The organism is Nannocystis exedens (assembly GCF_002343915.1).
Taxonomy (GTDB): domain Bacteria; phylum Myxococcota_A; class Polyangia; order Nannocystales; family Nannocystaceae; genus Nannocystis; species Nannocystis exedens.
Map to the genome: position 1 here is coordinate 2,330,814 of NZ_NETK01000001.1, position 23,010 is coordinate 2,353,823.

Here is a 23,010-nt window from a genome sequence, read left to right on the forward strand (position 1 = left end):
GATCGAAGCACGCCTGATCGTTCATTGGCCGGTCGGTGGCAGTGAGGAGTAGTACATGGCCACATCGTACATCTGCTCCGAGGTCATGCGGCTCGCCACTGGATCCATCAGGTGCGCGTGGCTCCCCCCACCCCGCTGCCGCGACCGGAACAGCTCGAGCTGCAAGACCAGGTACTCGGCATACTGTCCGGCGAGCCCGGGCGCGGCCAGGCTGCGGTCGGGAAACCCGGGCCCGTGGCAGTCGGTACACGAAGGGACCCGCCGCTCCGGAACGCCGAGGTAAGCGATCCTCTCGCCGCGCGTGCTCGCGGATGCGGACTTGGCGGCCAGCGGCGGGCAGCCCGGTAGGTCCGCATAGTAATCGGCCAATCTGCGCACATCGTCGACGTGCAAGCCCGCCGCGATCGGTTGCATGATCCCGCTGTGGCGCTGGTCGTCCGCGTAGGCTTGCAGGGCGGCGACGAGGTACTCGCTACGCTGCCCAGCGAGCCGGGGGAATGCGGGGAGCTCCCGGCCGCAGCCATCGACCCCGTGGCACCGCGCGCACTCTCCTAGCACGACCAGCGACTCGTCCGGGCTCGCCGCGACCTCCTCCCGATGCACGAGTCGGCGATACGCCTCGGCATCCGTGTCCGGCAGCGTCAGCAAGAACGCGACCACCGCGCGTACCTCATCGTCTCGCTGCTGCGATGGCCACGCGGGCATGCCTGTGAACTTGATGCCGTGCTTGACGATGTAGAACAGCTCCTCGGGCTCCCACGCCGCGATCTCGGGCCCGAAGGGGGGCGGAGGGGTCATCGCCCGCGCGACTCGTGGCTGCGGCGAGCCGGGGGCGCCGTGGCACGGGCGACAGCCGAGGTCGTAGTGGCCCGCGCCCTTGAGCACCAGCCAGGTCTCGTCGAGCGCGGGCTCCTCTGCGCCGATTGTATGTGTCGCGACCGAGCGACGCTTGGCGAAATTCAAGAACCACTCCGTGATCGCGAAGTGGCCGGAGCTGGCCTTGATCGGGACGATCCCCGAGGCGGCGAGCAGGAACCCGCCCGCGGCCAGCAACGCCGCGAGCGCCCCCGCCTTGAGGATCGACCTGCCTTTCATGGCTGACCCCCTCCCCGCGCCTTCCAGTCGACCCCCATCGCGCTCGTCTCCGGCGCGTCGGGGCCGCGCGACCGCTTCAGCAACGCGACCACGAGCCCGAGGCCGCCGAGCAGGTACGCGAGCCCGCCGACCGAGAGCATGATCGCCCCGCCGAGATGCTGATCCTGGAGCGGCGTCAGCGAGGAGCCACCGGCGTGCTCGTAAAGCGCCCGCGGTGGGAGGGCCAAGAGGGCGCCCAGCAGCGTCATGTGCATGGACGTGAGCAGCATGGCGACCACACCCGCGGCGGTGCGCTCGCCGCGTTGACCCGCATCGCCGCCGAAGGCCGACAGCCAGACGAAGAGGCCGCTGAGGAGGAACGTCGCCTGTTCGACGACGAGCCCGATCGGACCATGGCGCGCGGCGTGGTGCAGCGCTGGCGTGTGCCACCCCCACACGACCACGAGCTCGACGATCGAGGCGGGGATCGGCGCGAACGGTGCGGGGACCCTGCGCACGGGGTCGAGGCGTCCGCCGGCGACGCCGAGCACGAGCAGCGGCGCGGCCACGGCGACCACGCCCATGTGCATCATCATGTGCGCCGAGAAAGACTCCGAGGCGAGCCGCGGGAGCGGTCCGAACCACACGGCCGCGAGCGTGAGCAACCCGAGCGCCTGGAGCACGCGACGCATCATCGGCAGCTCCTGATGAACACGGCTACCAGCGATGCGTACAGGATCGCGACCGCGGCCAGACCGGAAAGCAAAAGACTCGCGTGACCGAGGAAACGGTCCGACGCACCGGCCTCACCTCGCGGGCTCGCGCTTGTGCGTCGGCGGCCGCGCCAGCCGATGAGCGCGAGCCCCCCGAGCGCGACGGACGTGTAGACGGCCATGGCGACCCGTACGGCCCCCAGCGACCCGTCAGAGCCGGCGAACTTCGCACACCAGATCGCGCCCGTGATGTATGACAGCAGGAAGTGCGACAACCAGATCGCAGGCGCGGCGGTGAGGATCCATAGGCTCTCGCGCTGCTCCTGGTGCTCCGTCGTCATCGTGCCGGTCCTCATGCCAACAACGGAAAGCCCGCGATCACCGCGACGGTGATGACGACCGTGAGGATGGTGAAGTGCCAGTACAGCACGACGTTGTGGATGTCGGCGTCGTGCTGCGCGGTCATATGCCCCACGAGCCGGCGCGCACAGCAGTAGAGCTGCATGACGACCCCGATCGCCACGTGAGTCGCGGTCCAGAGCACCAGCAGCCAGACCGTCGCGGGGTACGCATGGCTCGCGGGGTCGAGGCCCGTGACGACGGGTCCAGCGATGAGCGCAGCGCCGCCTGCCGTGGCGACCCCCGCGCCGCCCAGCAACGCCGCGTGGCATCCGAACGCCCGGTCGCGCCGGTTCCAGCGACGCGCGAGCACCGTCGCGCCCCAGGACGTCAGCAGCGCCGCAGCCGCGGCACCGGGCCAGAACACGCCAGGTCCTGGATTCGGGGTCGGCGGGAATTCGTCGTGGATCGTCCAGAAGAAGAAGTAGCCGAACACGAGGGACACGAACGCCGTGAGGTCGGCCAGCATCGTGATGAACATGCCCCACCAGCCGATCGACGCCGGGCCCGACGCGTAGAGCGGGAGCTTCAAGCCGCTCCCGACGTCCTTCTCGTCCTTCTCCGGGCGGCGTGCGGTCCCCGTCCACAGCCAGAACAGGATGACAGCGAGCGCCGCTCCCAGGCTAGCGACCGCCGGACGCCACCAGTGGAAGGTGCCGAAGATGAAGAACCCGCCCGTCGTCAGGGCGGCGGCGAGTGCCAGGAAGCTCGACCCCGGCAGACGCTGGCAGAGTACAGGCCGAGCATCGACGGCGGAGGTGACGAGCGTCTCCCGCAGACCCTCTTCGGCGTCGGGCAAGTAGAAGCGGCCCGCGTCGATGTCGTGGACGAGGTTCGGCTGATCCCACAGCGGATAGCGGCTGTCGACCTGCGGGATCGATCGGATCCCCCACGGCTTCCCCGGCATCTCCTGCACCCACTCCAGCGTCCCCGCGCTCCATGGGTCGCGCGGCGCCGGTGGTTGCCTCGACCGGGGGCGCACCAGGTCCCAGACCAGCACAGCGACGCCTGCGCCCAGGATGAACGTGCCGATGGTCGAGACGAGATTGAGCCCGTCGAACCCCAGGCCGGCCGGGTACGTGTAGACCCGGCGCGGCATCCCGCGCAGGCCCGTGAAGTGCATCGGCAGGAAGCCGACGTTGAACCCGATGAACATGAGCCAGAAGGCGAGCTTTCCCAGCCGGTCGGACAACATCTTGCCGCTGACGAGGGGGAAGTAATAATAAAAGCCGGCGATGATCGGGAACACGGCGCCGCCGATCAGGGCGTAGTGGAGGTGGGCGACGACGAAGAACGTGTCATGAGCCTGGAAGTCGAACGGCGCCAGCGCGACCATGACCCCCGTCAAGCCGCCCAACACGAAGATCGCCAGGCTGCCGAACACGAACAGCATGGGGGTCGAGCGGGTCACCCGCCCCATCAGGAGCGTGGCCAGGAAGCAGAAGAACTGGACCCCGGTGGGGATCGCCACCGCCGTCGACGCCGCCGAGAACAGACCCAGCGAGATGCCTGGCAGCCCGGTCGTATACATGTGATGCACCCACAGGCCGAAGCTCAGGAAGCCGGTGCCGATCGCGGAGAGGACGATCCAGCCGTAGCCGAGGATCGGCCGGCGCGCGAACGTCGGGACGATCATCGCCACCAGGGCGACGGACGGCAAGAAGATGACGTAGACCTCGGGATGGCCGAAGAGCCAGAACAGGTGTTGCCACAGCAGCGGATCGCCGCCACCCGCGGGGTCGAAGAACGGCCATCCGAACGCTCGTTCCACCTCGAGCAACAAGCTGCCGACGATCAGCGGCGGGAACGCGAACAGGACCATCGCCGACGCCACCAGGGCGTACCAGGCGTACAGCGGCATGAGGTGGATGCGCATCCCCGGCGGGCGGCACTTGAGCACTCCGACGACGATCTCGACGGCGCCGGCGATCGCCGCGACCTCGATGAACGAGAACCCCAGCAACCAAATGTCCGCCCCGATCCCCGGCTGATACCCGGAGGTCAGCGGTGGGTACATGAACCAGCCGCCGCGCGGCGCGGCGTCGAAGAAGATCGAGCCACACAGGAAGATGCCCCCCAGCACGAAACACCAGAACCCGAACGCCGACAGGCGTGGAAACGGGAGATCGCGCGCACCGAGCATCTGCGGCAGGAGCAGCACCGCGATCGCCTCGAACATCGGGATTGCGAACAGGAACATCATCACCGAGCCATGCACGGTGAAGGTCTGGCCATAGAGGTCCGCCGACAACAGCTCGTTCTCGGGCACGGCGAGCTGCGTGCGCATGAGCAGCGCCAGCACGCCGGCGAACAGGAAGAAGAAGAACGACGTCGCGATGTACCAGAGCCCGACGGCCTCGTTGTTGACCGCCGACCAGTAGCGCCACCCGGTCGGGATCTTCCACACCTGAAGCAACCGCTCGGCCTGTGCGTGCTGCTCGTCTCCTGGCGACGCTCCCGTCATTCCAGTCCCTCCAGGTAGGCGGCGAGGGCCTGGAGATCATCGGCCGGCAGCATGGCGAAGGAAGGCATGGCCGATCCGGGCTTGAGCCGCTCCGGCGCGGCGATCCAGTGCTGGAACCCGTCCGGCTCGCTGGCAAGAAGCCCGGCACCGACGCTCAGCCGGCCGCCGACGTGGGTCAGATTGGGGGCGATCACACCGTCGGCGACCGTCCCGCGCACGGTGTGGCAGGCTCCGCAGCCGCTCCGGACGAACAGCTCCTGGCCGCGGACCGCGAGAGGCTCGGTCGCCGGCCGCGCGGGCTCGGCCTGCTGCGCGAGCCAGCGGGCGAATTCCTGCTCGTCGGAGACGACCACGGCGAACGCCATCCGGGCGTGGGAGGTGCCACAATACTCCGCGCAGACTCCGCGGAACACGCCCGTTCTCGTGGGTTCCAGCGTCAGCCGGGTGCGACGCCCCGGGATCATGTCGACCTTGCCCCCGAGCGCCGGGACCCAGAACGAGTGAATGACGTCGCGGCTCTCGAGCTGGAGCTCGACCGCCTCGCCGACGGGCAACCGGAGTTCGTTCGCCAGTTCGACGGCCTCGCCGCCGGGCACGAGATAGCGGACGCGCCACCAGAATTGTTCGCCCGTCACGACGATCGTCCGGTCGCTGTCCGAAGCGGCGAGCAAGGGCGGCAGCGCGGCGAGCCCCCACGCCAGCAGCCCGGTGAGCACGACGATCGGGAGAACCACACCGCCGCCGACGATCAAGAGCGCGGGCGCCCTCGGGCTCGGCTCTGTCCGCCTGCGGGCGACGGTGTAGAGCGCGAGGCCTATCATCGCGGCCCAAATCGCCACAGCTCCGGCCGTCATCCCCCAAAAAAGCTCTGCGATGCGGGCAGCGCCACGCCCCGCCGGGTCCAGCGTGGATTGCGGGCCCGAGCATCCGACCAGCGCCGACGTACCCGCGACCAGCGCCCCGATCGCGGCCCAGCCTCTGTTGACGTTGTTGCCCATGGTCGCGCCTGCATCGAGTCGTCGAGAGGGGTCGGTTTGGGTCGGGTCGACGATCGAAGGCGGCCAAGCTGAAGTGAACCGGTGTCTTTGGGCCGAGATGCGGTTCATGGCCCCGCTCGCCACAGTCACGGCCTCGCCGCCACGAATTTAGCCGACCAGTCCAACTCGGCAACCTCGACGACCTCCTCCGCGACCCGCACGAGATGCGCGAGACCCGGCGCCAGAACCGCCAACATCGCCGTTCAGCGGCACGGTCCCAGCCTTGGTACGCCCCGCCGACTGAGACCGGCCGGGAATTCGGCGATCATGTTCCCCGCCGCCCCCGTCGAGCGACAATAGGCGATGTGGATGGTCGCAGCGCGACGTCCCCAGATCGACGGCGTGCTCGACTTCTGCGTGCATGCGAGAGAGCCGGCATTCCGTCAAGCTGTGGGAGCCGAAGGCGAACTCATCCGTTTGCCTGGCGGAGGTGGCGCTGACGAGCCTGTAGCGAGCGACTCGGGCTGCGCGTGCTGGCAACGCGACGACCCCAGCAGTCAAACAGCCAGTTCACGGCCAGCCGGGTGGAAGCCGGTCCTGGGGTCGTTGTGGACGTACTGGTTGAGTCCGCCCCCCCAGGCGCCGTCGCGGTCGGGGATGACGGCCTCGGCCACTCGAGGAGGGCCTGCTGTTGGCGCGGGCGGGCAAGCGAAATCCTCAGACCCAGTCCATCAAGGGGCAGATCACGCGGATCAGCAGCATCACCAGCACGAAGCACGCGAGATCGAGCAGAAGCCCGACGCGCATCATCGAGCCCTGAGGAACACGACCGGTGGCGTAGACGAGCGCGTTCGGAGCGGTCGCGATCGGCAGCATGAAGCCGACCGATGCGCCGATGCCAACCGCGAGCGCGGGTGGGATCGGTGAGACCGCGAACTCGCGGGCAAGCGCGATCACCAAAGGCACCAGGATGTTCGCGGCCGCGGTGTTCGAGGCGACCTCGCTGAGCACGATCGTGGTCAAGCACGCGATCGCCGAGAGCGTCCAAACGTCGGTCGCGCCGGTCGCTTTCACGATCCCTTCCGCCAGCGCGCTCGCCAGGCCGGTGTCTTCGAGCTGCGCGCCCAGCGCGATGCCTCCACCAAAGAGAAGGATCACGCCCCAGTCGATACGCACGGCTGTGCTCCAGGGAAGCACTGGGGGCACGGCCTCCGCGCCCTCGCGGCGCGCAGGATCAGGAACCAGAAAGAGCGGCAGGCACGCGAGGACCGCGACCGCCCCGGGGGGAAGACGCGCGTTGAGATCGCGGGCGAACGGAAGCCCGATCGCCTCGACGATCGCCGGCAGGGTCCATCCGAGGATCGCGGTGGCGAAGCAAAGGACCGTGACGAGCTCGCCGCGCGACCACGGCCCGAGCGGTGGAGGCACAGCCGTCTGCTCTTCCGAGGCGTTCGGCGGGCCACGCGTCGTGATCAGAGTGGCCGCGATCGAGAGGACGATCGCCGAGGGTACCCCGATCGCCAGCCACTCGACGAACCCAAACTCCACCCCGGCATTGGCGAGGTGCCGAACCGTGATCCCGTTGGGCGGCGTGCCGACCAGCGTGCCCAGCCCGCCGGTCGAACAGACGTAAGCCAAAGCCAAGAGCGGCGCAGTCGCGGGATCGATCTTGGCGTCCGACCGCGCCATCGCGGGGAGGCCGAGCAGGATCGGAACGAAGATTGCGCAGGTGGCGGTGTTGCTGATCCATATCGACATCAGCGTCGCCGCCGCGACGATTGCCAGCCGTGTTCGCCACCACACGCCTCGCACGAAGGGCAAGGTGATCACCGCCCACGCGAAGCGGCGATCGAGGCCATGCCGCTGCATCGAAGCCGCGAGCATGAAGCCGCCGACGAAGAGGAAGAGCAGCGGATCGGCGTAGTGACGAAATGCGCTCGCTGCATCCGTCACACCGCACACGACGAGCAACGGCGCGACCATCAGCGCGGTCACCGCGACCGGGACGACCTCGCTGACCCACGCGATCAGCACCGCCGCAAAGATCGCGACCAGGTGATGCGCGCGCGGCTCGAGGGGGAGCGGCGCCAGCCACAGCGCTGCGAACGCGAGCGGCGCCAGGATTCCGCCCGCGATCCCCCGCACGCTCCTCGAAGTCGAGGTCGCGGAGTCCTTCGGCTGGGTCTGACTGATCTCCCGCATCCCCGCATGATGGGGGCGCCGAGGGCCACGAGCGGCCGTCCGGGGCCGCGCGCATGCCGTGGAGCCGCTTTCAAGACTCCGCTCGCTGGGTCGGCGCGGGACCCGCGGATTATCGCCGGCGCAGGGGCAGGCGGACGGTCGGAGCCAGACGCGACCAAGGCTCGGGGCGCTGAGCGCGTACCTCGACGCCGGCTCGATGCAGAGCAGTGGCAGCATCCCTCCCTGATGTCGAGCGGCAATGGCCGGCCTCGAGCGCGCCGTGGTGGTCATCGCTGACCGCTGACCACGCGACGAGGGCGCCGTACGAGCTCGGCGTCCGCGTCGGCAGCATCGGCTGTGAGGGGTGAGCATCCCGACCGAGGAACCGCTCGTGACCCTCGGCGAGCTCACCGTCGACGCTCCGCGAGGAAGCGTTCGAGGCCCGGCTCGCCGCTCAGGCGCTCGCCGTCACGGACGACGACGTTGTCCTCGCGTTGCCGAGGCTGCGTCGCCGTCCACGAGCAACAGGCGATAGAAACGCCACGGGACACTCGTCAGCGTGCGCGAGCTCGTGCCGACCACTGGCCGCGTCGGCCACCGCAGCAACAAGGATCAGGTGCTCGCCGCCAACGGCTGGGTGCTCTTCCACGCCGGTGACGCGATCTGGCGCGCGCGCCAGGATGGCCGCGACGTCGCTCCGATCGCAGCCGTGGCGAAGAACGCGGACATCGTGCGCTTCACCGTCGCTGGCGGCCAGGTCTACGCCGGCGTCGTCGTCCACGATCCGCCCCGCGAGCCGCGCGAGCGTCCCCATCATCCCCTCGACGCGCCCCGCAAACAGCGAGAACAGGTCCGCAGCCAGAAATCGAGGCCGCTCGTCGACGCCTTCTTCGCGTGGTGCGGCGAGCAGAGCGCCCGCGTCGAAGACGGCCGCCTGCCGCTCGACAATAACATCCCCGAGCGCAACCTTCGGCGCGAGGGTGTTGGCCGGAACGCCGAGGATCACGGGCTTGACCCGGACAGCAGCCAGCCCGAAGCCGGCACCGCGCCGAATCGCACGTAGGCCCATGCGAGCGCGCCGGTGATCGCCATCGCCGGAACGATGAACGCGAGGCCGGCGACGACGAGGCCGGCCCAGCGACGGCGCTCCCAGCCGATGTGGAGCGCCATCTCGGTGCTGTTCGGGCCCGGGATCAGGTTGGTCGTGCCGAGCAAATCGAGGGAACGCTCTTCGGTCAGCCACTTGCGGCGGTGATTCAGCGCGTAATTTCACCCGCCTGGGCATTGGCCCGCCGCGCATTCGGCCAGTGCGAGCGGCACCGCCGGATCGAGCAGATAACCGTCGTCGCGGGTCAGGAGCAGGGCACGTAAGCCGAGCGAACGCAGCTCGACGATCGCCATGCGGGCGCGGCGGAGCCCCGCCTCGTACATGACCTTCTCGCCGGGCCAGCCGACCTCGATCAGCGCGTCGGCGGTCGTCGCCGCGCCGGGCGCCGCGAGGCGGCGGGTCACGAGCTCCATGAAGACGCGGCGCACGGGCCCCCGCCGGCCGAGAGAGACCACCGGGCCGCCCGGAGCGGCGAACCATCGCGCCTCGGGACCGACCGTCCAGGCTCCGGCTGCCGCCGGCGCCGGGCTGCGGTCGCGCGGCCCGGCGAGCATTCGCAGGGCGGTGCGCACATGCATCGAGCGGCCGACGAACGGCTCGGTCCGCTGGATGCGGGCCGCCAGCGAGCGCGCGAGCTCCGGATCGCCCGGCACGGCCCGGCGACGATCGAGCGCGCCGCGCAGAAGGTCGAGCGCCGCCAGATAGGCCGGCTGGCCGACGTGATCGAGTCGCACGGACGCGCGATCGAAGGCCTCCAGCGCCCGCTCGGTCGCGCCGAAGGTCGCCTCGAACGCGCCGAAGAAGCCGCGGAACAGGCCCTCGTAATAGGGCAGGCGCACGGCGTCGAGGATCATGAGCCCGCGCTCGTAGGCGCGGCGGGCCTCGTCGGCGGTGCCCTCGATATCGGCGAGCGCCTCTTCGTGCGCCAGCGTCGCGAAGTAACACTGGCAGAGCGCCTCGAACACGACGTCGCCGGCCTCGCGCATACACCGGAGGCAAGCCTCGTAGTAAAAGCGGGCCTCCTCGAAGCGACCCGCCTCCTGATCGAGGTGTGCGAGCTTCGCCAGCGCGATCCCTTCCGACCAGCGATCACCGAGCTCGGCGGCGATCCTCCGCCCGGCCTCGGTGTCCGCGCGCGCAGCCTCGTTCTGGCCCAGGTTACCGCGCGCGATCCCCAGCATGATCCGCGTCGAGCCCTCGGTCCGCCGGCTGCTCCCGCCAGCATGCAGCCGCAAGCTGTGCTCACCGGCGCTGACGGCCTCCTCGAGCCGCGACGCCTGGTGCAGGCGCAACGCCAGGTAGGCCCGGCCCTCGCCCCCGAGGGCGGCGTCACCCCGTGCGGCGGCCCGCGTCACCGCGCGCTCGAGCACCTCGAGGCTGAGGGTGAGCTGTCCGGTCCACCCGAGCGCCTCGCCGCGGACCAGCGAGGCCTGGATCCGCAGCGGCTCGGGGGCCGCGACGGCGAGCGGTTCGGCGGCGTCCAGCAGGGCGAGCAGCTCGGCGAAGCGGCCTTGCTGGCTCAGCGGCGCGTCGAGGCAGAGCGCCAGCCGCAGCGCGTCGACGGCGGCCGCGGGATCGCCGGTGCGAGCCCGCGCGAGCTCGCGGGCGCACGCGACTTGCAGGTTGACCTGCTCCTGCATCAGCCGGCGGCGCGCCGTCACGTCGCCCCGGCTGCGCACGGCCCCGGCCCACCCCTCGGCGCGCGTCAGGTAATAGCGGGTGTGGCGCTCCCCGGCGGCGGCGCGAACGGGCGGGTCCAGGCGCTCGTGGGCGAACACGCGGATGCTCTCGAGCAGGGAGAGCCGCTCCTCGCCGGGGTCGGCACCGGGTTGGATGGTGATCAGCGAGCGATCGCGCAGACCACGGAGGAGGGTCAGGGGCGCGGTTCCGGGCGGCCCGGCGATCACCTGCTCCGCGGCGTCGAGGGTGAAGCCGGACGCGAACAGCGAGCACTGGGCGAGCGCGCTGCGGCTGGGGTCGTCGAGCATCCGCCACGAGGCGTCGATCGCCGCGCGCAGACTCTCGTGACGCGACCGCAGGCCGCCCGGCGGCGCGACATCAAGCAGCGGACCGAAACGGGCGAGCACCTCGGCCGGCGAGAGCACGCCGACGTGCGGGGCGGCGAGCTCGATCGCCAGCGGCAGTCCGTCGAGCGCGCGCACCAGCGCGGCCAGCTCGCCGGGGTGACGCGCGAGCGCTCGCGCCGAGCGGGCCCGTGCCAGCATCAACGCGACCGCCTCGGTCTCGAGCACGGCCTCGCCGCTGGCCCCCTCCGCCGGAAGCTCGAGCGGCGGCAGCTCGATCAGCGCCTCGCCGCCGACCCCGAGCGGCTCGCGCGAGGTGACGAGCAGGTGCAGCTGAGGCACCCGCACACACAGCTTCGACAGGGCCCGGCGCGCGTCGGCGTCGAGGTCCTCGGCGTTGTCGAGCAGCAGCAGCAGCGGCCGGCGGCGCGCCAGCGCGGCGACCAGAACCTCCGTCGACGCGGCGGCCGCGACCAGGCCGAACGTACCGACGAGCGCCGCTCGCAGGGTCTGCTCGCGGCGCACGCCGGTCGCGTCGCAGAACCAGGTGCCGCCAGGAGGTGGGGCGGCGAGCCGCTCGGCGTGCCGCATCGCCAGGCGCGTCTTGCCGACCCCGGGCGGTCCGACGACAGTCACGAGCCGGGCCCCGCGGACGAACGCCTGCTCGACCTCTGCGAGCGCGCCGGCGCGGCCGATGAAGCTCGCCACCCCGGCGGCGAGCGGCGGCGGCGGCTGGGCCTCTGGGGCGGACTCGCCCGCGAGCGCCTCGACGTCGCTGCGGCGATACAGGCGATAGCCGTTGACCGGGTGACGATAGGCGCGCAGCTTGCCGGTCTGGTCCCAGCGGCGCAGCGTGACCTCGCTGATCCCGAGCAGCTCGGCTGCCGATTTGATCATCAGCAGATCGTCCCGCGATTGAACCATCCCCCATGTATAGCAGGGTGCCAGCCCGAGGACCGGGCGGAAGACCAGCGCTCGATCACTGGATAAGTCCGGTACGCCGGTGAAACCCGGCGCCCGCCGGCCGGGTCTGACGAATACTCGGCTCACCGGTGGCCCTCGGCGCCCGCTCTTCAGCCACATCGACGCGCCACATCGACGCGCCACCACGCCTCTGGTGCCAGCGAGGCGTCGCATCGTCCGCGACCGTCATCCGGGCGCCTCGCTCGCCCGACGCTCCTGAACCCCCGACCCGACTCTCGCCGGGTCGGGAGCCGGACCGGGCCCAGGGCGGGCCAGGTCAACGGCCTGCGCTCACTGGCAGTCGGAGCCCTGCTCGTGGTCGACGCCGTCCTCGGTGACAGTCAGCTCCGCATCCACGGGCGCGTAGCAGATCCCCGCGGCCTCGTCGTACCCGGATTCCTCGACGGAGGAGCTCACGGCCTCCTCCTCGTACACGCAGTCCCGGCAGATCTTGCAGGCGTCCGGATCCTCCATGCACACCGGGGCGCTGCAGCAGGGGGCCGCCTGGGCGAAACGCGCGTCGAACAGGGTCGCGCCGAAGGACAGAACGACGGCGACCAGAGCGAATGATTGAGTAAAGCGCATACAATTATCCTCCTTCAATTTCTCTCGATGGCACACAAGCGACCTTTTGTCGCGAAACGAATCGCTCGAGAATCGGGCGGTTCGTAAATCAAGCTATTCTATTGGGTGTCCCGCGGGTCGCGGCGGCGGACGCCGGGGATCGGTGCTCCAGGTCCATGGAAACCATACAACTTGACTATGGATGACACGGCCGGCAACCTGCCGTATCCTGAATCGCCGTTCGGTCGACCAAGCCCGCGGCGAAACCTCATTTCGATGTCATCATACTCCGACGCCTCGAGCATTGCTCGCCAGACCTTGCCAAGATTTGTCGCCCCACCGACACGCGAGCGGGGAGTCGTGCGGATCATGGAACAGACCGCCCCGACGGACTGGCGACGGCGAGGTGTGGGCCCCTCGGCGACCGCCCGGATCTCCCTCCTGGGGGCCGCGCGCCCCGATGGGCTGAGCTGCGATCAGGGTGATCAACGCTCGCGGCTTGCGCCGAACCCGGAGCGCCCGAAAACAGCCCGGGCGAATCTGCCGCGAGCGCCCCGGACGCGCCGGCACTCGCGGAGCCCGGTCGGCCGCCGCCCGCGACGGTACCATCGGGGCACGATGACACCAATCGTATCCCCGTCACCACAACCATCCGCGCCGAGCAGGACGATGGGCGTCAGACAATCGAAGGCACCGTCAACGCCCGAGCTACCCGCGCCGTCGAGCGCGACGACATCACCATCGATGACGAGTCCGTGCTTGCCCGCCTGGAGAGCAGCGACCCGCGTATCGCTGATGCCGCCTCGCGCGCTCTTCGAGATGCAGCGCTCCAGGCCGCCCGAGAGGCGGCTCTGCACACCGAGCTCGACGACCTCGATGTGGCCGCCAGCACTGGCGTTGTCCGCGTTCGAGATGGCGTTGACGTGTGGTTCTGCTGGGAGGCGGCGAAGGACCGGACCTGGAATGCCGCAGTCTCCGGGGCGATCGACATCGATTACAGCATCTTCTGCGGCGCCATCGACGGTGCTGTGCTCTCCGCGGACGGCTGGGACCGCGGGACGGCTGAGGAGCAGACCCGCCTCCGCGAGGCCGCGATCGCGGCGGGCTTGCGCGAGGAGTAATTTGTCGTGGTGCGCGCGGCTCACCTCCGCACACGAGCTTCCTGGGCTGACGGGGCTCCTGGCGTGGCGCTGGGAGGTCGACGGCGGCGGCGGCGTGCGGACCTGGCAACTTCTCCGCTGATCGGCTCGTGGGCCCGCGGGCCGAGTCTCGCCGGTCGAGACGACGACCGACGGCGCGACCGGAGCGAACAAATCGCGGGTGAAGGCTTGATTTCGTCCCGCGTGTGCCCGCACGCGTGGGGATCGAGACCGACCTCGCCGCCGAGCGCCAGCTCGACCTCGCCGCGGCACGCTCCTGCTGACGCCCCCGCGCTCGGTCGCGCCGTGGCCGGGCATCCCGGCGGCGCCGTACGCCGCGCCGTGTTGTTCGGTCACCAACGCCACCTACGAGCGGCTCCTGCGCCAGACCGCATGAAAGTGTTTGCTGGTTCCATTGGCTAGTCCGCCTGGCCCGCCCTATTATCATGCGCGACACGGACCTGTGGAGGCCCGAGCGACTGTGTACCCCATTTCCGCCGACATCAGGGCCTGACGCTGCGATCACATGAGCCAACGCCGCACGAAAAGGCGACCCAGCCAAGGCCATCGCATATCTCCGGGTCAGCACGGAAGAGCAAGTCGCTGGACTTGAAGGACAGCGGCATGAGCCTGCTCGATGGGCGGCATCCAAAGAGCTCTTCATTGTCGCCGTCTTCGAGGACAAGGACGTCTCTGGCGCGACCCCCTGGGCCGAGCGACCGGGCCTTCAAGCTGCCATCGCCGCCTTGCGTGCCCACAAAGCGGGTGCGCTGGTCGCTGCCAAGCGAGACAAGTTCGCTCGCGACCCGAAGTGGATGCAGGGCGACACCGGCAAGACCAACTGGCCGATGTGGAAGCGCAGCTCGCGGCGGGTCGTTCTGGCGGAAGTTGTTGAGGCCGGGCGTCGTGATCGAGATCGGCGGCGACCGCGGTGATGGATTCGAACAGGAGGCGGGCGCGACCATGGCCCGCGCTCAGGGACAGGATGTCCCCAGCGGCAAACGTTCGTGCGCCCGCGTCGTGCTGCTTTCGGGGCAGCGGCCGACGCGCGGCAGACAAAGACCGCTCGATTCCGCGCAAAGCCGAGAACCGTTTCCAAGCCCGACTCCGGCTTGGTGTTGCAAGTGTCTGAGAACACGAGGGTTCCCTGTACGACCCAGACCGTGACGCAGGCGGCGGTCGGCGTCGGCACTGGACGCGAATGATTGCTCGGCCACACTCGGAGCCGAACACGTGGTCGTTCAATCGTTCCCCCGTCCGCTCTCGTCGCCGGAGTCGCTCCTCGTGCCGAAAGCCCAGCCCAATCCGACGGAGAGCCTCACGTTCTGGCAGGACGCGCTCGCCTGGCGAGGCGCGGTCATGGCGAAGGTCCTGCCGAGGACCGCGCTGTTCGGCGTCTACGCGTGCTTCGTCTCGCTCCTGCACCTGTGGTCCCCCTGGGAGGGCGCCGATCCGGTCCATCTCGGCTATGCGGGCGGGTTCTTCGCGCTGCTCCTCACGCTGCGCACCAGCACCGGATACGAGCGCTGGTGGGAGGCGCGGAAGCTGTGGGGCGGGATCGTCAATCAGTCGCGCAGCCTCGCTATCAGCGCCGTGGAGTACGGGCCCAGGGACCGCGTCTGGCGCCAGCAGTTCGTCCGCTGGTCCGCGGTCTTCTGTCACGCTGCCCGTCAGACCCTCACCGGCGAGGACGACGCAGAGGCGCTCACGCGGGTGCTGGGCGATCCTCCGGCCGCCCGCGAACTACTCGCCGCCCGACACATGCCGAGCCGCGTCGTCGGCCGGCTCGCCCGCCTACTGCGCCAGGCTCGGGAGCAAGGCGGCCTCGACGGCTTCGACCTGTTGGTGATCGACCGCGAGCGCGCGGCGCTCATCGAGCACATCGGCAGTTGCGAACGGATCCTGCGGACCGCGCTCCCACGCGTGCATAGCATCAAGCTCCGAAGGTTCATCTTCCTCTATTTGCTCGGCTTGCCGCTCGCGCTCGAGACCTCGCAGGTGTGGGTGACGCCGCTCATCACGATGCTGGTCGCGTATCTCCTGTTCGCCATCGATCAGATCGGACACGAGCTCGAGAACCCCTTCGACACCGGGCGGGCGAGCCACCTGCCGCTGCGAGCGATTTGCAGCGCGATCGAGGCCGATTTGATGACGCTGCTCGCGGACGACGAACGCGCCGGTGTATGACCCTGACGTGCGAACCAGGAACGAGCCGTGCCCCGCGACGAGAATGGCGGCGGTCGCTCGCGCGCGCTCGCTGCGCCGCTCCGCACGGTTCGGCCTCTGCCGCCCCACCGGGCACGACATCTCCCAACGCTCCGGATCATTCACCGGGCCGCGTTCGACCTCACCCACAGATCGTGCTCGAACCACCGACGGCATGAACGAGTTCAGCATGTCTCCCAGCCCGAACACGAAGGACGGCCTCGGCCTCGTGGGGTGGATACCGATCGCGGGCGCAAGTCCTGCCCCATTTGGCCCGCTGCCCGAGCGGTCGAACCGACGGCGGCAAGCCCATGAGCGTCACGCCGGGGCAGCATCACCGCGATCCCGGCCGGTAGGCGACATCGCAGACCCCGGGCACGACGACGGTCACGACGGCGACGCTCGCATGTTCATGTCCAGAGGACCACTATGACCCGGAGGAGCCCGCGATGAAACGCTTGCGTCCCCGCTGGGACCTGGGACTGCGCAGCCTGCTGAGACACGAGTGGCGCCCGCTGGTCTCGCGCGACCACCTCCGCGCCGACCTGATCGCCGGCGTGACCGTCGCATGCGCCGCGGTGCCGCTGTCGCTGGCGATCGCGCTGGCGTCGGGTGTCACGCCGGGCGCCGGGCTCGTCACCGCGATCGTCGCCGGGGTCGTCTGCGCCCTGTTCGGCGGCATGCCCCTCGCCATCAGCGGTCCGGCCGTCGCGATGACCGTGCTGACCGCCGCGATCGTCGAGACGCACGGCATCAGCGGGCTGATGCTCGTCGTGTGCGTGTGCGGCGTGCTGCAGCTCGTCACCGGCGTATTCCGACTCGGACGCTTCATCTGGTTCGTGCCCGTCCCCGTCGTCCTGGGATTGACGGCAGGCATCGGCGCGCTCGTCGTGGTCGCGCAGCTACCACGCGCGCTCGGCCTGCCGCCGCCCCATGCGTCGCATATCGTGGATGTCGTGCGACACATCGGTCAATACGTCGGCGACGCGGAGGCGTCGGCGATCGCGCTCAGCGCTGCGGCTGCGGCGGTCACGCTCTTGCTACCCTGGTGGCTGCCGCAAGCGCCCGCAGTGTTCGTGGCCGTGGCCATACCGACGCTGCTCGCGGCGATCCTGCACCTGGACTCGCCGACGCTAGGCGCACTCCCGCCGTCGCTCCTCGCGTCGCAATTACCCACATTCCCGGTCGAGGGCCTCCTCTCGCTGCTCACCGCGTCGCTCATGCTCTACGCCCTGGCGTCGGTCGAGACGCTGTTCTTGTCGGCGGCGGTCGACCCGCGGGTTCCCGTCGCACGTCACGACCCCGACCAGGAGTTGATCGGGCAGGGACTCGGCAACCTCGCCGCCGCGCTCTCCGGCGGCCTCCCGATCAGCGGGGCCATCTCGCGCACGGCCCTCAACGTCCAGGCCGGCGCCAGGACTCGCCGGGCCGCCCTTGTACAGTCCGTCGCCCTGCTCGCGACCGTCCTTGTGCTCGGGCCGGTGCTCGGCCGGATCCCGCTCGCCGCGCTCGCGGGCGTCCTCGTCGCCGTCGCGCTGCGGATGCTGAACCCGCGCGAGTTCCTCGGGCTATTGCGGGCGTCACGGACCGACGCCGCGATCTGTGGCGTCACCTTCGCGGCGCTCGTGCTCGGCGACCTGCTGTTCGACGTGCGGACGGGCTTCGGAGCGGCGTTCGCGATCGCGGTGGTCCGGATCGTCCAGATCAAGGTGGCGGTCGAACCCGCCGACCAGCCCGACACCGCTCGTGTCGTTCTTCGCGGATCGATCACGCGTCAGTCGTCCCTGTACATCGAAGCGCTGCGGGCCGAGGTCGAGCTGCTTCCGGCCCGCGGCGCGGTTATCTTCGAGCTGCACGAGGTGACCGCGCTGGACCCCTCGGGCGCGGCGATGCTCGCGCGGTTGTTCACCGACATCGATACGCGCGGAAGGACGATCGCTATCGTCGGCCTGGCGGAGACGCACGTCGCACAGCTCGTCGCGGCCGACCCGGGCGGTCGTATCGCCGCGCGCATGGCCGCCACCGAGACCGACGTGCTGCGTCTGCTCAGCCCGGATCACGTGACCCGACCGATCGAGCGCCTGATCGCCGGCGCGCAGCGGTTCCAGCAGAGCCCTGGCCGGCGGCGCCGCCTGCTGATCGAGCGGCTAGCGAAGGCGCAGGACCCCCACACCCTGTTCATCAGCTGCGCCGACAGCCGGGTCGTCCCGACGCTGCTCACCTCGACGGACCCCGGCGAGCTGCTCCAGGTGCGCAACCTCGGCAACATCGTACCGCCGTCCGGCGACGCCGCCATGCCCGCGGAGGGCGCCGCCGTCGAGTACGCGCTGACGCGCCTGCGCATCACCGAGATAGTCGTGTGCGGGCACTCCGGGTGCGGCGCGATGACGGCGCTGCTGACACGCGACCTGGCGGCAGGGATGCCCTCGGTCGCCGAATGGCTCCGCCCGGCCGCAGCGCTGCTCGCCCGGCTGCCGGCCGACGCGACGCCGGCCGACGCCGCTATGGCCAACGTCGTGCTCCAGCTCGAACATCTCCGGACCTACCCCATCGTGCGCGAGCGGCTGGCCGCCGGACAGCTGCAGCTGCACGGCTGGTATTACGATATCGGCGTGGGGGCGCTCTCCGCATGGGACGACGATTCAGAGCAGTTCGTGGCGCTCGTCGGGGCCACTCCCTTGTCTGCATCCGATCTCGCAGCGGATGTCGAGCGTGTTGATCTTGCATGACTGGATCCAAGATCGGATGGCCGGCTGGCCGGAACCGTCGGTCCTCTACCAGCAACGCAGCTGGATATCGATCCTCGCCCGGGCGCTCGCCGTGTTGCATGGCTTGGACAGGTGCCTTCGTCGTCCTATGGTCCATCATGCTCGACCTTTTCAAGCTCCACCACCACGACGACCTGGCCGCCACCGCCGGGCCCGATGCCGGCGCCAGTTCAACAGATCATCATCCAACCCAGGCACGGAGTCACGGTCAGCCAGCTTATCCTGATCGTGATCGGCGTCCTCGGCGCTGCTGTGGTCGGCGTGTTCGCGGTATGCGTGCTTGCGGTCGATGCGGGAACCAAGGCGGTGCAAGCATCCGCCGCGCAGGCGTCGGGGCCGGCTCCCGTTCCCGACGCGACCGTAGCGGTCAACTACCCATCGGTACCGGCCCCACTACCTGCAGCGCCCGCTGCGGCACCGGCCGTGGTGCTGGCTGCACGCCCGCGACGTGAGGTGGTGTACGCCCAGGTTTACAGGCATCATGGCTGCCCATGCACGGACCGCCTGCTGACGACGGGCGCGGAGGTGTGCTTCGCGGCGGTCGCGGCGAGGTCGGCACCGCGCTCGGGAGCGACGACTCGAGCCGCGACTGGAACAGCCGGGCCAGGCTCGCGGCATCCCCTCGCCGAGGCCCAGGCGCTCCCGATGCAGCTTCAGGGTGCCCGCCTCGAGGTCGCCGCGGATCTTGGCCAGCCGCCGCGCGGCCGTGGAGCGGTGGACCCGGAAGGTCGCGCCGAGCCCGTCGAACTCAGGCGCGGCATCAAGCACCGGATCGCATGGGCCCGAAGTCTCCGCGGCGCGGTTCGTGTAGGCTGTGCCGATGGCCATGACCATGACCGTTTTCCTCGTGCTCGTCGCCGCCCTCGCGGGAGGCGTGGTCTTCGGCCTCGCAAGCGGCGAGAAGAAGGCATACGAGCGCGTCCGTAGCGAGGGGCAACGCTACGTCGCGGTCATCAAGGACTTCGGGCACATGCGGGGCGACCGGGGCAAGGCGTCGCTCCTGCTGAAGATCGAGGCTCCATCGGGTCCGGTCGGAAGGCGGCTGATCGTGCCGCTCCAGGGCGCGGTGACCTGGGACTTCATCACCACGGCGCGCGTGACCGAGCGGCCGGTGCACGTGCAGTGCCTCCTGGACCCGAACATCGAGGAGGCCGTGCGCCAGTACGGCTTCCTCCTCGAGGAAAGTCCTTGAGCGCGCGCGCGAGGTGGCGGCGGTCGGGTCTGGCGACCGCGCGCGCGACCGCGACGCGCGGATGAGCGTGACGGTGACGTCGCGCGACGTGGAGCGGGTGACCGAACGGCGTGAGGTGTCGGTCACGCCGTCCCGTCGCGGGCCCCGCCTCGTCACCCGCGCTCCTGGTCGACAGGCACCTTGGCTCGACTGTGACCCCCGCGGCTCCCGGCGCGCCCCGCGGTCGCCCGGGCGGGGCATGGAGGAGCCAGCACGGGAACCGCATCGAGCGTACCCGCCCGGCGCTCCCTCCTCGCTCGGGCGCAGACATTGGGGTTCTTGCCGACGCTGTAGCCTCACCGCCGCTCGCCGCCCACCTGAGGTGCTCCTTGTCGAGTGGACGGAACAGGCGGCCAGCGAACTCGCGGGGCCGAGTCCGGACGAGGAAAGGCTTGAGGAGATGCGCGCCGTGGTCCGAGAGTTCGTGCTGAGGAACAAGCCCAAGCTGCTCGCCATGATCTGTATTGGCTCAGCGTGAATGCAACCGAGGGAGGTGCGGCTTACGGACTTGCGGGTGGGCAGGTCTGGTTGGGATGATGGTGGGTTTGGTGTCGGCGAGCAAGTTCTCGGCGTTGACGGCGGAGCTCTCGAGCGGCCTCGAGTTTGCGGTCGCGTTCGACGAAGATCGCAGCTTCGCGGCAGCGAGCTTGTCGACCGGCGCAATGTAGCCGATGGCACTGTGGAGGCGGCGGGCGTTGTAGTGCTCGACGAAGTCGGCGGTGACGCGACGGGCCTCGTCGATCGTCGATGGCGCTGCGGGCCGTAAGGCCGTGGACTTGAACGTTTTGTGCCAGCGTTCGAGCTTGCCGTTGGACTGCGGGTAGCCGGGTGAGATCCGGACGTGGGTCATGCCGGCGACGCGGATGAACTCCTTGAAATCGCGGGCGATGAACTGGGGGCCGTTGTCGGTGACGATGCGGGGCCGCGCCCCGGGGAACAGCTCCCGGGCGCGCTGCAGGATGCACTCGACGTCGCGCTCGGTCATCGGCTCGCGGAGGTCCCAGTGGACGATGTAACGGCTGTAGCCGTCGAGCACGCTGCACAGGTAGTAGAACGTGCCGGCGAGGTTGATGTAGGCGATGTCGACGTGCCAGTGGCGGTGCGGGCCGTCAGGCTGCTGGAAGCCCGTGCCCTTCTTCGAAGGGCCGCGCTGCCAGCGATCGAGGCGGCCAGGCCAGCCGAGGCAGTACATCCCAAGTGCCCGGTTACGCTCGTCGCCGACGCGTACGTCGAGGGTATTTGCAGACGCCTTTACCGCAAGGTCGGCATCCGCATGAAGACGGGCCCACACGCGCTGCGGCACGGAGCAATCCAGCAAATGAGCCCGGCCGGGGTCCCCCTCGACGTCATCCGGCAGATCACGGGGCACGCGGACTTCCGGATCTTGCAGGAGTACCTCCACGACGATGTGGAAGCGACGGGCATGGTCAGCTCGAGGTTGGCCGACTTCATTTCGACCACGACGCAACTGCGTTCGGAGAAATACTGGCGAAGCCCTCTGGCGCGGAAGTGCACATCCTCGCCAAAGCTCGCCAGCGGTAGGGTAGCTGCCCTTCCGAAGAGAGACACCTGTAAACGCGACGTAAACCGGCGGTAATTCCGCGCCGAGTCCCGTTGCTCGCGTCATGGCCGTTTGCTAGGTACGTGCAACGAACGCATGGCTCTGCCTCGCTTCCTGGCGCCGCTCCTGACCGTCGTGCTCCTCGGCGCGGGTGGTTATTATGCTTATCAGCGCTTCGCCGTCGCCGAGGCGCCGAAGATCGAGTATCGGACGCAGCCGGTCGAGCGCACGCGGCTGACGGCGACGGTCACGGCGAGCGGCACGCTGTCGCCGGTCAAGACGGTGGCGGTGGGCAGCCAGGTGTCAGGGCGGATCGTCGAGCTGTACGCCGACTTCAACTCGGAGGTGAAGAAGGGCGACGTGATCGCCCGCATCGACCCGAGCCTGTTCCAGTCGGACCTGATGAAGACGAAGGCGAGCTACAAGTCGTCGCAGGCGGCGGTGACGCGGGCGATCGCCGACCGCGAGAACGCGCGCATCAACCTCGAGCGCGCGAAGCAGCTGTTCGCCGACAAGGTCGCGCCGCAGGCCGAGGTCGACGCCGCGGACGCGGCCTACAAGGTCGCCAAGGCCAGCGTGGAGTCGGCGCAGGCGGCCCTGGCGGTGGCCAAGGCCGCGATCGACACCGCCGAAGTCAACCTGCTCTACACCACCATCCTGTCGCCGATCGACGGGGTCGTGATCTCGCGCGACGTGTCGGTCGGGCAGACGGTCGCGGCCTCGCTGTCGGCGCCGCAGCTGTTCTCGATCGCCGAGGACCTGCGGGCGATGGAGGTCCACACCAACGTGGCCGAGTCCGACGTCGGCGCGCTCAAGCAGGACATGAAGGTCCGCTTCACCGTCGACGCCTACCCCAACGAGCGCTTCTTCGGCACGGTGGCGCAGATCCGCAACTCGCCGCTGACGCTGCAGAACGTGGTCACCTACGACGCGGTGGTCCGCGTCGACAACGACGAGCTCAAGCTGCGCCCGGGCATGACCGCGAGCGTGACGTTCATCGTCGACGAGCGCCGCGACGCGCTGGCTGTCCCCAACGCGGCCCTCCGCTTCACGCCGTCCGACCCGAAGATCGCCGCGCTGGCCCCCAAGCCCGAGGGCGAGCGCGGCGGCAGGCGCGGCGGCAAGCGCAGCGAGGAGCTCGACGAGACCAAGCTCGAGGAGGCCAAGGCCGAGGACCCCAAGCTCGCCGCCGTCGACGCGAAGGCCGAGGCCGCGGACAGCAGGAGCGTCGCGGCGGACGCGAAGGCCGAGGCGAAGACCGACACCAAGGCGGCCGACAGCAAGGCCCCCGACGCCGGCCCGATCGAAGGCAAGGCCGCCGAGGCCGGCCCCGGCGACGCCAGGGCGGAGAAAGGCGAGCGGCGGCGGCGGCGGGGCCAGAGCTCCGAGCTCGCCAACAACCGCACCGTGTGGGTGCTGGTCGACGGCCAGCCGAAGCCGGTGCAGGTCCAGATCGGGATCACCGACGGCTCGATGACGGAGATCGTCGGCGGCGAGCTGGCCGAGGGGATGCAGGTGATCGTCGGCGCGACCGGGGGCGAGCCGGTGACGAAGGCCGCCTCGGCGTCGCCGTTCAACCCGATGGGCGGCGGCGGCGGCCGTGGCGGCGGCGGCGGCGGTCGTCGCGGCGGGTTCTGAA

18 protein-coding genes are annotated in these 23,010 nt (G+C 69.8%); 8 read left to right on the forward strand and 10 right to left on the reverse strand.

Going from position 1 to position 23,010, the window contains the following annotated elements:
* Positions 1-21: 21 nt before the first annotated feature.
* The 6 genes from NAEX_RS09085 to NAEX_RS09110 all read right to left on the reverse strand — a co-directional run bounded on the left by NAEX_RS09085 (position 22) and on the right by NAEX_RS09110 (position 7,829).
* A complete protein-coding gene (locus tag NAEX_RS09085) occupies positions 22-1,095 on the reverse strand; it encodes a c-type cytochrome (RefSeq protein WP_096327108.1) in 1,074 nt (357 codons plus the stop codon).
* Positions 1,092-1,766 (reverse strand): cytochrome c oxidase assembly protein, encoded by a 675-nt coding sequence (locus tag NAEX_RS09090; protein ID WP_096327109.1) that lies wholly within the window; start codon positions 1,764-1,766, stop codon positions 1,092-1,094. Before NAEX_RS09090 ends, NAEX_RS09085 begins: the two co-directional genes overlap by 4 nt.
* Positions 1,766-2,128: a hypothetical protein gene (locus tag NAEX_RS09095; protein WP_096333563.1), complete on the reverse strand. Its 363-nt coding sequence runs from the start codon at positions 2,126-2,128 to the stop codon at positions 1,766-1,768. The genes NAEX_RS09090 and NAEX_RS09095 overlap by 1 nt, the downstream gene beginning before the upstream one ends.
* A gap of 11 nt (positions 2,129-2,139) precedes the next feature.
* Positions 2,140-4,650, reverse strand: a complete 2,511-nt coding sequence (gene ctaD / locus NAEX_RS09100) for a cytochrome c oxidase subunit I (RefSeq protein ID WP_096327110.1) — start codon at positions 4,648-4,650, stop codon at positions 2,140-2,142.
* Entirely contained in the window at positions 4,647-5,648 is a 1,002-nt protein-coding gene (coxB, locus tag NAEX_RS09105) for a cytochrome c oxidase subunit II (RefSeq protein ID WP_096327111.1), read from the reverse strand. The genes ctaD and coxB overlap by 4 nt, the downstream gene beginning before the upstream one ends.
* Positions 5,649-6,344: 696 nt before the next feature.
* A complete protein-coding gene (locus NAEX_RS09110) occupies positions 6,345-7,829 on the reverse strand; it encodes an SLC13 family permease (RefSeq protein ID WP_170135580.1) in 1,485 nt (494 codons plus the stop codon).
* A 538-nt stretch (positions 7,830-8,367) separates the two neighbouring features.
* On the opposite strand from NAEX_RS09110, the gene NAEX_RS09115 reads away from it, so the two are divergent.
* On the forward strand, positions 8,368-8,871 hold the full coding sequence (locus tag NAEX_RS09115; RefSeq protein ID WP_096327113.1) for a hypothetical protein: 504 nt from the start codon (positions 8,368-8,370) through the stop codon (positions 8,869-8,871).
* Here the strand turns inward: NAEX_RS09115 and NAEX_RS09120 are convergent.
* The 3 genes from NAEX_RS09120 to NAEX_RS09130 form a co-directional block, all read right to left on the reverse strand.
* Complete coding sequence (locus tag NAEX_RS09120; protein ID WP_245913648.1) at positions 8,811-9,023, reverse strand: chromate transporter; 213 nt, start codon at positions 9,021-9,023, stop codon at positions 8,811-8,813. The two genes, NAEX_RS09115 and NAEX_RS09120, sit on opposite strands and share 61 nt — an antisense overlap.
* Positions 9,024-9,077: 54 nt before the next feature.
* Positions 9,078-11,990 (reverse strand): ATP-binding protein, encoded by a 2,913-nt coding sequence (locus NAEX_RS09125; RefSeq protein ID WP_170135581.1) that lies wholly within the window; start codon positions 11,988-11,990, stop codon positions 9,078-9,080.
* 204 nt (positions 11,991-12,194) lie between these two features.
* Positions 12,195-12,488, reverse strand: coding sequence for a hypothetical protein (locus NAEX_RS09130; protein ID WP_096327116.1), 294 nt, complete (start codon positions 12,486-12,488; stop codon positions 12,195-12,197).
* A 734-nt stretch (positions 12,489-13,222) separates the two neighbouring features.
* Between NAEX_RS09130 and NAEX_RS09135 the strand changes: the two genes are divergently transcribed.
* The 5 genes from NAEX_RS09135 to NAEX_RS09155 all read left to right on the forward strand — a co-directional run bounded on the left by NAEX_RS09135 (position 13,223) and on the right by NAEX_RS09155 (position 19,771).
* On the forward strand, positions 13,223-13,588 hold the full coding sequence (locus NAEX_RS09135; RefSeq protein WP_096327117.1) for a hypothetical protein: 366 nt from the start codon (positions 13,223-13,225) through the stop codon (positions 13,586-13,588).
* A 584-nt stretch (positions 13,589-14,172) separates the two neighbouring features.
* Positions 14,173-14,541: a recombinase family protein gene (locus NAEX_RS54430; protein ID WP_096327118.1), complete on the forward strand. Its 369-nt coding sequence runs from the start codon at positions 14,173-14,175 to the stop codon at positions 14,539-14,541.
* 349 nt (positions 14,542-14,890) lie between these two features.
* The gene (locus tag NAEX_RS09145; RefSeq protein ID WP_096327119.1) at positions 14,891-15,793 is read left to right on the forward strand and encodes a bestrophin family protein; all 903 of its coding nucleotides are present in this window, start codon (positions 14,891-14,893) and stop codon (positions 15,791-15,793) included.
* A gap of 467 nt (positions 15,794-16,260) precedes the next feature.
* Positions 16,261-18,540: a bifunctional SulP family inorganic anion transporter/carbonic anhydrase gene (locus NAEX_RS09150; RefSeq protein WP_096327120.1), complete on the forward strand. Its 2,280-nt coding sequence runs from the start codon at positions 16,261-16,263 to the stop codon at positions 18,538-18,540.
* 859 nt (positions 18,541-19,399) lie between these two features.
* Positions 19,400-19,771: a hypothetical protein gene (locus NAEX_RS09155; protein WP_096327121.1), complete on the forward strand. Its 372-nt coding sequence runs from the start codon at positions 19,400-19,402 to the stop codon at positions 19,769-19,771.
* Positions 19,772-20,279: 508 nt separating this feature from the next.
* On the opposite strand, the gene NAEX_RS49890 is transcribed toward NAEX_RS09155, so the two are convergent.
* Positions 20,280-21,002 (reverse strand): DDE-type integrase/transposase/recombinase, encoded by a 723-nt coding sequence (locus tag NAEX_RS49890; RefSeq protein ID WP_170135582.1) that lies wholly within the window; start codon positions 21,000-21,002, stop codon positions 20,280-20,282.
* Between NAEX_RS49890 and NAEX_RS54435 the strand changes: the two genes are divergently transcribed.
* The gene (locus NAEX_RS54435) at positions 20,910-21,407 is read left to right on the forward strand and encodes a tyrosine-type recombinase/integrase (RefSeq protein ID WP_211302384.1); all 498 of its coding nucleotides are present in this window, start codon (positions 20,910-20,912) and stop codon (positions 21,405-21,407) included. The two genes, NAEX_RS49890 and NAEX_RS54435, sit on opposite strands and share 93 nt — an antisense overlap.
* Positions 21,408-21,467: 60 nt before the next feature.
* Complete coding sequence (locus NAEX_RS09165) at positions 21,468-23,009, forward strand: efflux RND transporter periplasmic adaptor subunit (protein ID WP_096327123.1); 1,542 nt, start codon at positions 21,468-21,470, stop codon at positions 23,007-23,009.
* The last annotated feature ends 1 nt before the right edge of the window (position 23,010 follow it).

Coding starts and splice junctions, on each gene's coding strand:
- NAEX_RS09085 (WP_096327108.1), bottom strand. CDS start 1,095: ATGAAAGGCAGGTCGATCCTCAAGGCGGGGGCGCTCGCGGCGTTGCTG.
- NAEX_RS09165 (WP_096327123.1), top strand. CDS start 21,468: ATGGCTCTGCCTCGCTTCCTGGCGCCGCTCCTGACCGTCGTGCTCCTC.
- NAEX_RS49890 (WP_170135582.1), bottom strand. CDS start 21,002: ATGTACTGCCTCGGCTGGCCTGGCCGCCTCGATCGCTGGCAGCGCGGC.
- NAEX_RS09130 (WP_096327116.1), bottom strand. CDS start 12,488: ATGCGCTTTACTCAATCATTCGCTCTGGTCGCCGTCGTTCTGTCCTTC.
- NAEX_RS09155 (WP_096327121.1), top strand. CDS start 19,400: ATGGCCATGACCATGACCGTTTTCCTCGTGCTCGTCGCCGCCCTCGCG.
- ctaD (WP_096327110.1), bottom strand. CDS start 4,650: ATGACGGGAGCGTCGCCAGGAGACGAGCAGCACGCACAGGCCGAGCGG.
- NAEX_RS09095 (WP_096333563.1), bottom strand. CDS start 2,128: ATGACGACGGAGCACCAGGAGCAGCGCGAGAGCCTATGGATCCTCACC.
- NAEX_RS09110 (WP_170135580.1), bottom strand. CDS start 7,829: ATGCGGGAGATCAGTCAGACCCAGCCGAAGGACTCCGCGACCTCGACT.
- NAEX_RS09150 (WP_096327120.1), top strand. CDS start 16,261: ATGAAACGCTTGCGTCCCCGCTGGGACCTGGGACTGCGCAGCCTGCTG.
- NAEX_RS09090 (WP_096327109.1), bottom strand. CDS start 1,766: ATGCGTCGCGTGCTCCAGGCGCTCGGGTTGCTCACGCTCGCGGCCGTG.
- coxB (WP_096327111.1), bottom strand. CDS start 5,648: ATGGGCAACAACGTCAACAGAGGCTGGGCCGCGATCGGGGCGCTGGTC.